The following is a 12,955-nucleotide window of genomic DNA, read 5'->3' on the forward strand; positions in this document are numbered from 1 at the left end:
TCGCCCTCGATCTTGTACATCATGGCGTCCATCTCGGGGAAGGACATAACGCCCTTGACCACGTCACCGTGCATCATGAAGGGCGGGATCACATAGGTGAAGCCCTTGTCGATCATGAAATCCCGGGCGTAGGCCAGCACGGCTTCGTGCAGGCGGGCGATGTCGCCCAGCAGATAGTAGAAGCCGTTGCCCGCGACCCGACCGGCGGAATCCAGATCGATGCCGTCAAAGCTCTCCATGATGTCCACATGGTAGGGGATGGGGTAGTCGGGCACCACCGGCTCACCGAACCGCTGGACTTCCACGTTGTGGCTGTCGTCGGGACCAATGGGCACGCTGGGGTCGATCATCTGAGGAATCGTGTACATGATCTCCTGAATCTTGGCCTGCAGCTCGGTCTCCTTGGCTTCCAGCTCCTTCAGGCGGTCAGCCTGAGCCGTGACCTGCTTTTTGACCTCTTCCGCCTCGGCGGCTTTGCTGGGGTCTTTCTTGGCCTGTCCCATCAGCATGCCGATCTGCTTGGACAGCTTGTTGCGGTTGGCCCGCAGGTCGCTGGCCTCGCCGATGGCGGCGCGGTACTCGGCATCCAGCGCGATGACCTCATCCACCAAGGGCAGCTTGGCGTCTTGGAACTTCTTGCGGATGTTCTCCTTGACGGCTTCGGGGTTTTCGCGGACAAAGCGAATGTCTAACATGATTGATGCACTCCTCTATGGTAATTTCCTTCAGGATTCGGGGTCGTACTGGCCCAGCAGGCTGACGAACTTTTGCAGCATCTCGTCGCTGTAAAAGTCGATTTTCAGGCTGCCTTTGCCATCCTTGTACTCTACATGGACCTCGCTGCCGGTGACTTCCTTCAGCGCGGCTTCCACTTCCACCGCCCGCTTGGGACGGGTAAAGGCGTCGGGTTTGGGTTTGGGGGGCTTGGGCGGCTTGGACAACTTCTTGCAAAGCGCCTCGGTCTGCCGCACGTTCAAGCCTTTGTCGGTGATCTCTGCCGCGGCGGCTTGGATCAGCTCCTCGTTGGGCAGACCCAGCAGCACCTTGGCATGACCGGCGCTGAGCGTACCGGCACTGACCTGCGCCCGCACATCGTCGGGCAAGGCCAGCAGCCGCAGCGAGTTGGTCACCGCACTGCGGCTTTTGCCCAGCCGCTTGGCGGCGGTCTCTTGGGTCAGGCCGTATTTTTCGATAAGCTGACGGCAGCCCTCCGCCACTTCGATGGGGTCGAGGTCCTCCCGCTGGAGGTTCTCGATGAGGGCCAAGGCTGCGGCCTGTTCGTCGGTCACATCCTTGATGAGGACCGGCACCTCGTCCAGCCCGGCCAGCCGAGCCGCCCGCCAGCGGCGCTCGCCGGCAATGATCAGATACCCGGTGCCGATCCGCTTGGGCCGCACCGCGATGGGCTGCAGCAGACCGTTTTCGGTGATGCTGGCCGCCAGACCCGCCAGCGCCTCGTCGTCAAACTTTTTGCGGGGCTGCTCGGGGTCGGGTTCGATCTCCCGCAAGGGCAGGGTGGTCACGCCGGCGTCGTCGGCACTGGTTTCGGGTAGGTCGGCAAACAGACTGTCCAGTCCTTTGCCCAACCCTCCCAGTTTGCGTTTGGCCATCGGCGTACCTCCTTACCGCTCGTTGTTGTGTAAAAATTCCCGGGCCAGCTCCATGTAGGCTTCGCAGCCTTTGCCGCTGGGCTCGTAGAAGTTGATGGGCATACCGAAGCTGGGCGCCTCGCTCAGGCGCACCGACCGGGGAATGACCGCCTTGAATACCTTGTCGCCGTAGTATTTCTTGACTTGGGCCACCACCTGCATGGTCAGGTTGAGCCGGCCGGAATACATGGTGAAGAGCACGCCCTCGATGTCCAGATACCGGTTGTACTTTTTGCGCACCGTTTTTAAGGTGTTCATCAGCTCGGTCAGGCCCTCCAGCGCGAAGAACTCGCACTGTAGGGGGATGAGCACGGTATCGCAGGCGCACAGGCCGTTGATGGTCAGCAGATCCAGCGAGGGCGGGCAGTCGATGAAGATATAGTCGTAGAGGGGGACCACCGGGGCCAGCACAGCCCGCAGCCGCATTTCGCGCCGGGGGATGCTGACCAGTTCCACCGCCGCACCCGCCAACTGGGTGTTGGAAGGCAGCAGGTCGGCGTTGTACTCGGTCTTGACGATGGCATCCCGCACATCGTCATCGTCGATGAGGCAGGTGTAGATGTCGGCGTCCAGCTTATTTTTGGCCACGCCGTAGCCCGAGGTGGAGTTGCCCTGGGGGTCCAGGTCCACCACAAGGACCTTTTTGCCCAGCGCAGCCACGCAGGCGCTCAGGTTGACGGCGGTGGTGGTTTTGCCCACGCCGCCTTTCTGGTTTGCTACCGCGATGACTTTGGCCACGGCGTACCCTCCTCTTTGTTGCAAAATAGGGCGCAAAAACTGCGTCCGCACCCTATTATAGCACAGCTTGCCCCCTTTAAAAAGGGTTTTGCAGAAAAAACTCCCCCGGGAATGTTCCACGTGGAACATTCCCGGGGGCAAATCACCCGCTTTTCCAAAAACAAAAGCGCGGCGCACCGGAAAGCCCGGTGCGCCGTGGAAGGGGGAAAGGAGGTCACAGCAGCTGTACGGCAAAGCTCTCGCGGTCGGCGGGGGCGTCGGCGTCGGGAGCAGGGGGAACCGCAGCAGCGGCCGGGACGGCGGGGGAAACCCCGGCACCAGCCGGGGAGAGGGGAGCTGCCTGCCCAGCCCCGGGGGACGGGGCGGCGGCAGAGGGGGCCGGGGTGCCGGTGGCCACCCGGCCATCGGTGCCCACGGGGATGCGGACAATGTACTCGAGACAACCGTCCCGCTTATCGCAGCTGGTGGTGGCGGCGATGCCCTTTTGGGTCATCAGGTCCACGGCGTGCTGCAAGGTGTTGACGAAGAACCGCACGTCCCGCACCATGGGGATGGTCTTGCGGCAGGGGCTGGGGGCCTTGGGGGCGGCCAGCATGGTGTCCACCAGCTTGTCGGCCTGACGGACGCTCATATTCTCCCGGGCGATCTTTTCCAGCGCCGCGGTGCGGCGGCTTTCCGGCAGGCGAAGCACCGCCCGGGCGTGCCGCTCGCTGAGATGGTTGGCGGTGCACAGGTCCTGCTGTTCGGGGGTCAGGGTAAGCAGGCGCAGCTTGTTGGCCAAGGCGGGCTGGCTAAGGCCCAGACGGCGGGCGGCTTCGGCTTGGGTGCAGCCCCACAGCCGGATGACCTCCTTGATGCCCCGGGCGGTGTCGAAGGGGTCCAACTGGCTGCGCTGGAGGTTTTCCAAAAGACCCAGCGCCGCCGATTCGCTGTCGTCGAAGTCGGACAGGATGGCGGGGATCTTTTCCAGCTTGGCCAGACGGCAGGCCCGCAGACGGCGTTCCCCGGCCACCAGTTGGTATTTCCGCAGCCCTACCCGCCGCACGCTGATGGGCTGCAGCAGGCCGTTTTGCAGAATGCTCACCGCCAAGGCGGCGATCTCCGGCTCGTCGAAGGCGGTGCGGGCCTGATAGGGCGACGGCTCGATGCTGTCGATGGGCAGCAGCATCACGCGGCCCGGTTTTTGGCTTTCTTTTCTGGACACGATGATTTCCTCCCTGCGGGCGCAATCTCCCGATAAAACAAAAGTGCTATGCTTTTTCTACAAAAAGCATAGCACATCGTGCCGCAAACGGGAACAAAAATCGTTCGTCCCAAAAGGGCGTTTTTCGCGGTGTTACAGCGGTTTTTTTGCGATTTTTCCGCCGTTCCGGGGGTAAACCGTCGGAGTTTGCGATATTTTTTTGCAGACCACCAGCCCCCGGGCGCTGCCGTCCGGCAGGGTAAAGGTGCGGGTTTCCCGGTATTGGCCGCCCAGCTTATGCAGGGCGTTGGCCGCGGCCTTGGCTTCGGCGTCGGCCTCGGGGCCTTTCAGGGCGATGAAGACCCCGCCCGGTTTGACCAGCGGCAGGCAGTATTCACACAGCACCGGCAGCGCGGCCACCGCCCGGGCGCAGGCCACGTCGAACTGTTCCCGCCAGACTTTGCGGGCCGCTTCCTCGGCCCGTTCCTTGGCGAACTCGATGCCGGTCAGGCCCAGTTCGGCGCAGAGATATTTGAGGAAATCCACCCGTTTGCCGGTGGGTTCCATCAGGGTGAGCTGCAAATCGGGCTTGTAGATCTTGGCCACCACACCGGGGAAGCCCGCGCCGGTGCCCACGTCCACCAGCTTGCCCGCCACTTCGGGCTGGGCGGCAAAGAGCAGGCTGTCGGCAAAGTGGCGGTCCTCGATGCCCTCGGGGGCGGTGATGGCCGTCAGGTTGACTTTCTGGTTGTAGTCCACCAGCAGTTCGGCGTAGCGGTCCAGCAGGTCCAACTGGGTGGGGGAGAGGGCAATGTTCCACGTGGAACATTTTTGGGCCAGACGTTCCTTGTCGATCATAGGGTTTCCTCTTTCTGCCCGTCGGCGCGGGCTTTCAGCAGTACGATGCTCAACTGGGCGAGATCGCTGGGGGAGACCCCGGGGATCCGTCCGGCCTGGGCCAGCGTCCGGGGCCGGATCTTGCAGAGCTTCTCCCGGGATTCCAGCGTCATCGTTTCGATGGGGGCATAGTCGAAGTCCTCGGGGATGGTCACGTTTTCGTGGCGCTGGATGTCCCGGATGATCCGCTCCTCCCGGGCGATGTAGCCCGCATAGCGGATCTCGGTCTCGATGCGCTGGGCCATGGCGGGGGTGACCCCTTCGCCTCGGCCGATGACCGCGGCGATCCGCTCATAGGTGATGGCCGGGCGGCGCATCAGCTCGGCTGCGGTGCCGCCGCTCTCGCCCAGTTCGGTGCCCTCCGGCACCACCGCCCGCAGGTCGGCTAACTTGATGTGGGCGTTTTGCAGCCGCTTCAGTTCGGCCTGCTTGATGTCCCGGTCGTGGCAAAAGACCGCCCACCGGGCGTCGTCCACCAGACCGTACTCCCGGCCAATGGGGGTCAGCCGCTCGTCGGCGTTGTCCTGCCGCAGGGACAGACGGTATTCGCTGCGGCTGGTCATCATGCGGTAGGGGTCCAGCACCCCCTTGGTGACCAGATCATCCACCAAGGTGCCCAGATAGCTGGTGTGGCGGGCCAGCACCAGTTCGGACTTGCCCAACGCATGGCGGGCGGCGTTCAGCCCGGCCAGCAGACCTTGGGCGGCGGCTTCCTCGTAGCCGGAAGTGCCGTTGAACTGTCCGGCGCCGTAGATGCCCGCCACCACCTTGCTCTCCAAGGTGGGTTTCAGGGTGGTGGGGTCCACGCAGTCGTATTCGATGGCGTAGGCGGGGCGCATGATCTCCAGATGTTCAAAGCCCACGATGGTGCGGTACATGGCATTCTGGACCGCCTCGGGCAGGCTGGAGGAAAGCCCTTGCAGGTACATCTCCTCGGTGTCCTCGCCGCAGGGCTCCACAAAGATGGGGGGGCGCTGCTTTTCTTTGAAGCGCACCACCTTGTCCTCGATGGAGGGGCAGTACCGGGGTCCCACGCCTTGGATGTCCCCGCCGTAGAGGGGGGAGCGGTGCAGGTTGTCGAGGATGACCTTGTGGGTCTCGGGGTTGGTGTAGGCGATGTAGCAGTCCACCTTGTTGTGCATGGGGGCGCGGGTCAAAAAGCTGAAAGGCTGCAGCAGTTCGTCGGGGTCACCGGGCTGGCATTCCAGCTTGGAGAAATCGATGCTGCGGCGATGGACCCGGGCGGGGGTGCCGGTCTTGAAGCGGCGCAGGGTAAAGCCGTGGTCCACCAGCGACCGGGTCAAGGCGGTGGCAGCGTGGGTGCCGTCGGGGCCGCCGTCGTAGTGGGCTTCCCCCACAAAGATCCGCCCGCCCAAGGTGGTGCCGGTGGCAATGACACAGGCCTTGCAGCCGTAGTAGCCGCCCAGCGCCGTGATGACCCCCACGATGCGCCCTTCCTGCACGTCCACGCCGACGATCTCGGCTTGGTGGATGTCCAAGTTGGGGGTCTTTTCCAAGGCGTGCTTCATCCAGATGTGGTACCGCTTGCGGTCGGTCTGCACCCGCAGGCTGTGGACGGCGGGGCCTTTGCCCCGGTTGAGCATCCGGCTCTGCAAAAAGGTGGCGTCGGCGCCCAGACCCATCAGGCCGCCCAGCGCGTCCACCTCCCGCACCAGATGCCCCTTGGCCGTACCGCCGATGGACGGGTTGCAGGGCATGTTGCCGATAAAATCCAAAGTCAGCGTGAAGACGGCGGTCTTGGCGCCCAGCACCGCCGCCGCATGGGCGGCTTCGATGCCGGCATGGCCCGCGCCCACCACGATCACGTCATAATTTCCCAAAATATCCATAACGTTGTGTTTCCCTCTATGGTTGATTGTGTAGGGGCATTACCCCTGTTCCGGCAAAACGTCCTCGGTCAAGACCTGATACCGGTGGTAGTTGTCGGGGGCTACCAGCACGGGCATCTTGTCCCGGTTCTCCAAAAACGGGGTGGGGTCAAACCACAGGCTGTCGCTCTCAAAGACATATACCTTGCCGTCGGCGGGGTTCACCGCCTGACACTGCAATACCAGCGGACAGCGGCCATTCACCCGCACCCGGGTGTCGTACTGGACCCCCAGAATATCCGCCTCGATGATCCGGCCATTCTCTTGCAGCCAAGTGCGGTCCCGGCGGATCCGGGCGATGGTGCCCAAAAATGCCAGACCCAGCACCAGAAAGATGCCACCGGGCAGGGCCACCAGACCCAGCAGCGGCGCGACCAACAAGGCCAGTGTGCCGCCTGCCGCCACAAAAACGATGCCCAGCGCCGTGAAGAGGATGCCCAACCAAAGCAGAACTTTATTCATGGATGGCCTCCCCTCACTTGCCCACGCAGAAGGTCTCAAAGACCTCGTCGATGGTGGCGTCGGCGGCGTCCTCGCCGGTCAGGTCGCAGAGGGCTTGCAGGGCGTCGGTCAGGCAGACCGCCACCGCGTCCAGCCCAAAGCCGTCCCGGTTGGCTTGCAGCGCTTCCGCCACGGCGTCCCGGGCCCGGGTGGCGGCGGCCAACTGCCGAGCGCTGCAAAGCTGCCCGGCCCGGGGGTCCAGTTTGGCGGTGCCCAACAGGGCCGCCACCGCCGCCGAAAGAGGCTGCAAACTGGCGGCGTCCTTGGCGCAGAGGGTCAAAACTTGTTTGAAATAGGGGGCCAGCGCGGTCTGGGCGGCCTCGGTGGATTCGGCCAAGTCCTGCTTGTTCAGGATGGCCAGCGCCGGCCGGCCTTGGCAGCGGCGGGCAATGTCCAGATCGGCCTCGTCCAGCGGCTGGGCGGCATCAAATACCGCCAGCACCAGCCCCGCTTCGTCCAGCTTCTTCCAACTGCGGCGGATGCCCTCCGCCTCGATGGCGTCGCCGTCGGCGCCTACCTCCCGCACCCCGGCGGTGTCAAACAGGTTCAGCCGGATCTCCCCCAACTGGACCGCCTGCTCCACGATGTCCCGGGTGGTGCCTGCCACCGGCGTTACGATGGCCCGGTCAAACCCGGCCAACAGATTCAACAGGGTGCTTTTGCCCACGTTGGGCCGTCCCAACAGCACGCAGTCCACCCCGTGGCGCAGCACCGCCCCGGCGCCGTACCCGGCGATCAGGTCGTCCAGCTCGGCTTTCTGGGCCAGCAGCGTGCCGGTCAGCGCCGCGTCGGACAGCTCGGGGACATCCTCCTCGGGGTAGTCCACCCAAGCGGTCAGGTGGGCGTTCAGGCTTTGCAGCGCCGTCTGGATGCCGCCAATGCGTTTGGCCAGCCGCCCGTCCAAGGCGGATTTGGCCAGCGCTGCCCCCTGCCGTCCGTTGGCCGCAATGACTTCCATCACGGCTTCGGCCTGCGTCAGGGACAGCTTGCCGTGTTCCAGCGCCCGGCGGGTAAATTCCCCCGGTCCGGCAGGGGCCGCCCCCGCCAACAGCAGCGCTTCCAATAAGCCGTCGGCCATGGCGGTGCCGCCGTGGACCGACAGCTCGATCACATCCTCCCCGGTGTAGGAGTGGGGCGCCCGGTAGAACAACGCTACCGTTTCGTCCATCTCCTCCCCCCGCAGGTGGTAGTGGCCCAGCATGGCGGTGTATCCTTTGGCGTCCGCCACCCGGCGGCCCTGCCGTACCGGCACAAACACCTTCTCCACAATGGGATAGGCGTCCGGCCCCGATACCCGGATCACCGCCAGACCGCCCTCCCCCGGCGGGGTGGCCAGCGCACAGATGGTCTGCTCTAAACGGTCCATAGAAAGCTCCTTGTATGTTGCATAATATATAAAGGTAAGAGAATGGGGCGCCCGAACCCCCGTGACGGGAATGTTCTGGGCTTTTTGTTTGGAGTTTCTTTGCCCACTTTCTTTGCAAAGAAAGTGGGTTTAAAAACCTCGCCCTTCTTACCCCAAATCGGCTTCGGTCAATCCTTTGGCGCGCAGCTTGGCGGCCGGGGGCTGGCCCGGCGCGCTGGCCGCCGACAAGGTGCCGAAGGTGGCCGCGCTGCCGAACGGCCCGCCGCAGTACCGGGTCGCCGCGCCGTCCCGGCCCATGCTCATCGTGATCAGCACAGCCTCGGGGCGGGCATCGTGGACCTCCGCCGTGGCCAGCAGCAAGGCCGCCGCATCTGCCCGGTTATGGGGCATCACCGCCAGTTTGGCAATGTCCGCCCCGGCGTCCAGCATGCCGTGCAGTGCTTCGGTCATGGCGTGGCGGTCCGGCGTGCCGTCAAAGTGATGCTCGCTGAACAGCGCTGCCGCCCCAGCCCGTTTCGCCGCATCCCGCAGGGTGCGTACCACCCGGGCGTCGGTCCGCCACTGGATGTCCAGCGCATCCACACCCCCTTGGGCCAATAAAGCCAGCCCGGCTTCTTGGTAGGTGTCGTCGTCCAGCGGCACCTCTCCCCCCTCTTGGGAGGTGCGGATCGTCACAATCAGCGGTTTGCGTACCGTCTGCCGGACCAGTGCCAGCCCGGACAGCCAGTCCCCCTGCCGCAGCGGGTCCAGCCGCAGCTCCACCACATCCGCCTCGGGGGCGGCCTGAGCGGCGCGGGCCTGCGCCGTCAACGCCTCCAGCGTGTGGGCGAACAGCGGCACAATGATGCAGGGCGTTTCGGGATTCAGATGCAGCATGAGGAAGGCTCCTTTGTCGTACAGACGGCTTTTTGTTGTATTGTACCACAATTTAAAAAAACTGTAAATTCGCGGTTCTTCCCTTGCACCGCGCCCCGCTGCGCGTTACAATAAAAGTCTTAGGGAGGTATTTTCTTATGAAAAACTTCGCAATGCCGCAAAGCGCTGCTCTGTTGTTGGAGGGCGGCTCGCTGCGCGGTCTATACACGGCGGGGGCGCTGGATACCCTGATGGAAGAGGACCTCTACTTCCCGGCGGTAGCCGGCGTCAGTGCCGGGGCGCTGAACGGCGTCAACTATGTGGCCCACGAACTGGGCCGGTCGGCCAGCATCAACCTGCGCTACCGCAAAGACCCCCGGTACTTCGGACCGATGGCGGCTTTCAACGGGGGCAGTCTGTTCGGGCTGAACTTCATGCTGCGGGACATCCCGCAGATGGTCCCCTTCGACAGCGAGACCTTCTACCATGGCGGACAGCGGATGGTGGCGGTGGCCACCTGCCTGCAAACCGGCAAGGCGGCCTATTTTGAAAAAGGCAAGACCGACTTCGATTTTCTGGATGCGGTGCGGGCCTCGGCCAGTTTGCCTCTGGTCTCAGTGCCGGTGCATATCGGAAAATTCAGCTATCTGGACGGCGGCTGCTCCTGCCCCATTCCGCTGGAATGGGCCCAGACCGAAGGCTTTGCCAAAATCGTCATCATCACCACCCGGCACAAGGGCTTCCGCAAAACGATGCCCGGCCAGCGGATGATCAACCTGTACGATGACTTTTACGGCGACAAAACCTTGTTCTTGGCCACGCTGCTCACGCAGGAGGTGCGCTACAACGCCCTGATGGACCAAATCGACGCGCTGGAAGAAGCGGGCAAGATCTTTGTGCTGCGCCCCGCCCAACCCATCGAGATCGGCCGTTTCGAAAAGAACACCGAACGGCTGCTGGACCTCTACAACCGGGGCCGCCGCGAGATGCGGGACCAACTGGACGCCCTGCAAACCTATCTGGAAGCATGAAAAAAGCCAGACGCCGGAAAATTCCGGCGTCTGGCTTTTTGTTAGGGTGCATCACTGTTGGTTGGTGTGGGGCTGGAAGGAGGTTCAGGCAGTGCCTGTCCGGCGGTATCCTGCCACTGGATGGTGTAGCTTTGCCCAGAAGCCTCGGATAGGTTGTGAATGTATTCTTCCAGCAGCTGCTGAACTCGCTGTCGGGCCATGGTCAGTAAGGTGGTATCCTGCGCAGCGGCTTCTTCCATGTTTTTCTGAGCGGCAGCAAAAGCTTCGGTCTGGTCATCTGCGGTAACCTTGGCAGAGCCATCGGCTACAATGTAGCAATCTTCTTTCAATGTGGTTTGGTCTACCTTGCAGCCTAACACGGTGGCTTCTGGCAGTGCGATGGAAACAGTATCGCCGTTTACCTCGATGGCAACATTGGCGGTGTCAATGCCCAGTTTGACAATGCCCCCATACTCGATCCAAAATTCCTTGTCTTTGCTCCAGAACAGGAAGGATTCCGCGTCCTCCTCGTAGAATTTGGCCACGTTATGGTAGTAGCACTCCATTACCGACAATTCGCAGATCGCCTTCATTTGGGAAACCCGCGGCGTCAGGTCTGACTCGGGTTTCGGGGTACCGCAAGCGTTCAGCAGCAACATCGGGATCGCAAGTAGGCCGATCAACCCTTTTTTCATAATCGGTTCCTCCTTTTGCCTTACTGAACGGTAAGGGTGTAGTCAGGGTTACTCTGACTCACCAGTGGTTGGGTTAATGCTTCCACTGCATTGCGCGCATTCTGGTGGGCCAAGGTCAAAATGGCCGTTTGACTGGAAACCTCCTGCAGGACATCGGCCTCACAAAGTTTCAGTGCTTGCTCCGACACGGTAGCGGTTTCGGTTTTTTTGTCCACAAAAATGTAATCCAGCGTGGCAGGATCTACCGCTGTGTCAGTAACGGTTACTTCTGGCAGCGTGATTACCACGGTCTTGGCTGTGTCGTCTACCGCAATCTGGGTTTGGCTGAAGTCGATGCCGGCTTCCACAGTGGCCTGATAGGATACGTAGTAGTCCACTTTATCGGGGGATTTTTCGTCCAGTGCCTTTGCCACGCCATTATAGACAGTACGATAGGTGGAAAACTCGCTGGTGTTAATGATTTTGGACAGCGTGGATACTGTGAGTATTTTTGCTTCCGAGGTGTCGGAAACCATTAGACGGATACAGCTCACAATACCGAAGATCAGTACCACCAATAAGACGGCTGCGCTCACCATTCTTTTGGGGGTTATTTTGATTTTTACTTTCATATAGGACCTCCTCATTTTTTAGAACTCCACAAAAGAAATGGATTTTTTGGCGCAAGGATTCTCCAAAATTTGATAAAAACCAATTCTGTGTTTTATTATAATGTGAAAATGAGAAGGATTCAATAGAGAAAATTGAGATAAGAAGAAAACAAAAAAGCGAATGCGGTTTTCCGCATTCGCTTTTTGACAAGGAAAAATCAGGAAAGGCAGTCCCGCAAAAACTCTGTCACAGCCTTCTCGTAGGCGGGGGTGTCCACATAGTAGGCCACGGCGTGTCCTGCCCCGGGAATGGTTACCAACTTTTTGGAACTGGCGCAGGCGTCGTAGTTGGCCTGACTCATCGCGGCGGGCACAAAGTCGTCGGCGTCGCCATGGATAAAGAGGACCGGCAAGGTGGTTTTGGACAGCGCCTGCCGGCAGTCGGCATCCTCGGGATCAAAGTGACCAAATACCAGTGTGCCTAACCGACCAATGGTGGAGATGGGCCCTACCGGCGCGTGGGGCAGCGTTTGAGCCAGCACCTTGCGGCAGATGTCGTGGGGGCTGGTGTAACCGCAGTCCGCAATGATGCCCCGCACTGTGGGGGGCAGATCCAAGCCGCCGGCCAGCAGCACGGTGGACGCGCCCATCGAAACACCCATCAAAAAGAGCGGGGTCTCGGGGCCAAAATGTTTGTAGGCCCAAAAAGCCCAAGCGCGGCAGTCGTAGCGTTCCTTTACGCCCATGGTGATGGTGTGTCCCCCGCTGGCGCCGTGGCTGCGCTGGTCGGGCAGCAGGACGTTGTAGCCCAGCTTTTTGCACAGCGTGTAGCCGCCCATGCCGTCCCGGCGGGCAAAGCCCTTGTATCCGTGGAAGATGATGGCCACCGGCGCGCCGTCGGCGTGATGATAGTACCGCGCGGCCAGCAAAGTGCCGTCGTCCGCGGTGATCTGTACCGGTTCATAGGGGGCCGCGGCCAAAGCCTCGGCGTCCTTTTTCAGTTGGGCGCCGTAGGGCAGCGTCTTGGACATTTCCTCGGCGGCGGTATCCTCGGGCTGCGCCGCATGGTAGAACCAAAGCCGATAAATCCCGTAGGCCGCTCCCAGTACCGAAGCCGCTGCCGCAGCCGTGGCGGCCGCCCCGGCCGCGACCAGATGTCTTTTTTTCATAATAAGTACCTCGTGTGGAGCCAGACAGGTGCTCCCTGCCTTAGTATAGCAAAATGGAACGGAATGTGCAATGTTGCCCGCCGCCACGGCAACCCTTTCCCTTTGGCACCGGCCTTTGCACGATACAAAGACCCCGCCCCCCGCAGAAAAAGTCCGCCCCCGCAAAAAAATCATTTGCATTTTCCCGCAGAGTTTGGTATACTATATAAGTTCCCGATATCCCGGAAACACAAATACAATGTGCGGTCGTAGCTCAGCTGGATAGAGCGTTGGACTCCGACTCCAAAGGCCAGAGGTTCGAATCCCCCCGGCCGCACCAATAAGCGTGCTATGATACTGTATCGTAGCACGCTTTTCGTTTCATATAAGAACCACAAGCTATGCTTGTGGGCGAATATAGCACGAGCGTTGAT

12 protein-coding genes, 1 tRNA gene and 1 pseudogene are annotated in these 12,955 nt (G+C 61.6%); 2 read left to right on the top strand and 12 right to left on the bottom strand.

Annotation, left to right across the window (positions count from 1 at the left end):
- From Q0526_RS08920 to aroD, 9 genes and pseudogenes are all read right to left on the bottom strand, one after another.
- A pseudogene (locus Q0526_RS08920) lies at window positions 1-695 on the bottom strand (serine--tRNA ligase); the annotation flags it as partial.
- Window positions 696-725: 30 nt separating this feature from the next.
- Window positions 726-1,610, bottom strand: coding sequence for a ParB/RepB/Spo0J family partition protein (locus Q0526_RS08925; RefSeq protein WP_298732670.1), 885 nt, complete (start codon window positions 1,608-1,610; stop codon window positions 726-728).
- Window positions 1,611-1,622: 12 nt separating this feature from the next.
- Complete coding sequence (locus tag Q0526_RS08930) at window positions 1,623-2,387, bottom strand: ParA family protein (protein ID WP_298732672.1); 765 nt, start codon at window positions 2,385-2,387, stop codon at window positions 1,623-1,625.
- Window positions 2,388-2,601: 214 nt separating this feature from the next.
- Complete coding sequence (locus tag Q0526_RS08935; protein WP_298732674.1) at window positions 2,602-3,591, bottom strand: ParB/RepB/Spo0J family partition protein; 990 nt, start codon at window positions 3,589-3,591, stop codon at window positions 2,602-2,604.
- 132 nt (window positions 3,592-3,723) lie between these two features.
- A complete protein-coding gene (gene rsmG, locus Q0526_RS08940; protein ID WP_298732676.1) occupies window positions 3,724-4,428 on the bottom strand; it encodes a 16S rRNA (guanine(527)-N(7))-methyltransferase RsmG in 705 nt (234 codons plus the stop codon).
- Window positions 4,425-6,317 carry a tRNA uridine-5-carboxymethylaminomethyl(34) synthesis enzyme MnmG gene (mnmG, locus tag Q0526_RS08945; RefSeq protein WP_298732678.1) on the bottom strand — a complete coding sequence of 631 codons (1,893 nt, stop codon included), beginning with the start codon at window positions 6,315-6,317 and terminating at the stop codon, window positions 4,425-4,427. The genes rsmG and mnmG overlap by 4 nt, the downstream gene beginning before the upstream one ends.
- Window positions 6,318-6,356: 39 nt before the next feature.
- Window positions 6,357-6,818, bottom strand: coding sequence for a hypothetical protein (locus tag Q0526_RS08950; protein ID WP_298732680.1), 462 nt, complete (start codon window positions 6,816-6,818; stop codon window positions 6,357-6,359).
- A 13-nt stretch (window positions 6,819-6,831) separates the two neighbouring features.
- Window positions 6,832-8,223, bottom strand: coding sequence for a tRNA uridine-5-carboxymethylaminomethyl(34) synthesis GTPase MnmE (gene mnmE / locus Q0526_RS08955; protein WP_298732682.1), 1,392 nt, complete (start codon window positions 8,221-8,223; stop codon window positions 6,832-6,834).
- A 147-nt stretch (window positions 8,224-8,370) separates the two neighbouring features.
- Window positions 8,371-9,099 carry a type I 3-dehydroquinate dehydratase gene (aroD, locus tag Q0526_RS08960; RefSeq protein ID WP_298732684.1) on the bottom strand — a complete coding sequence of 243 codons (729 nt, stop codon included), beginning with the start codon at window positions 9,097-9,099 and terminating at the stop codon, window positions 8,371-8,373.
- 137 nt (window positions 9,100-9,236) lie between these two features.
- Between aroD and Q0526_RS08965 the strand changes: the two genes are divergently transcribed.
- Window positions 9,237-10,109: a patatin family protein gene (locus Q0526_RS08965; protein WP_298732686.1), complete on the top strand. Its 873-nt coding sequence runs from the start codon at window positions 9,237-9,239 to the stop codon at window positions 10,107-10,109.
- Between the two features lie 41 nt (window positions 10,110-10,150).
- Here the strand turns inward: Q0526_RS08965 and Q0526_RS08970 are convergent, their stop codons facing one another.
- The 3 genes from Q0526_RS08970 to Q0526_RS08980 all read right to left on the bottom strand — a co-directional run bounded on the left by Q0526_RS08970 (window position 10,151) and on the right by Q0526_RS08980 (window position 12,542).
- Window positions 10,151-10,783 carry a DUF4230 domain-containing protein gene (locus tag Q0526_RS08970; RefSeq protein ID WP_298732688.1) on the bottom strand — a complete coding sequence of 211 codons (633 nt, stop codon included), beginning with the start codon at window positions 10,781-10,783 and terminating at the stop codon, window positions 10,151-10,153.
- A gap of 20 nt (window positions 10,784-10,803) precedes the next feature.
- Complete coding sequence (locus Q0526_RS08975; RefSeq protein ID WP_298732690.1) at window positions 10,804-11,394, bottom strand: DUF4230 domain-containing protein; 591 nt, start codon at window positions 11,392-11,394, stop codon at window positions 10,804-10,806.
- Between the two features lie 197 nt (window positions 11,395-11,591).
- Complete coding sequence (locus Q0526_RS08980; RefSeq protein ID WP_298732692.1) at window positions 11,592-12,542, bottom strand: alpha/beta hydrolase; 951 nt, start codon at window positions 12,540-12,542, stop codon at window positions 11,592-11,594.
- A 242-nt stretch (window positions 12,543-12,784) separates the two neighbouring features.
- Here Q0526_RS08980 and Q0526_RS08985 point away from each other — a divergent pair.
- Window positions 12,785-12,861, top strand: a tRNA-Arg gene (locus Q0526_RS08985).
- Window positions 12,862-12,955: the final 94 nt, after the last annotated feature.

This window comes from uncultured Subdoligranulum sp. (assembly GCF_937890665.1).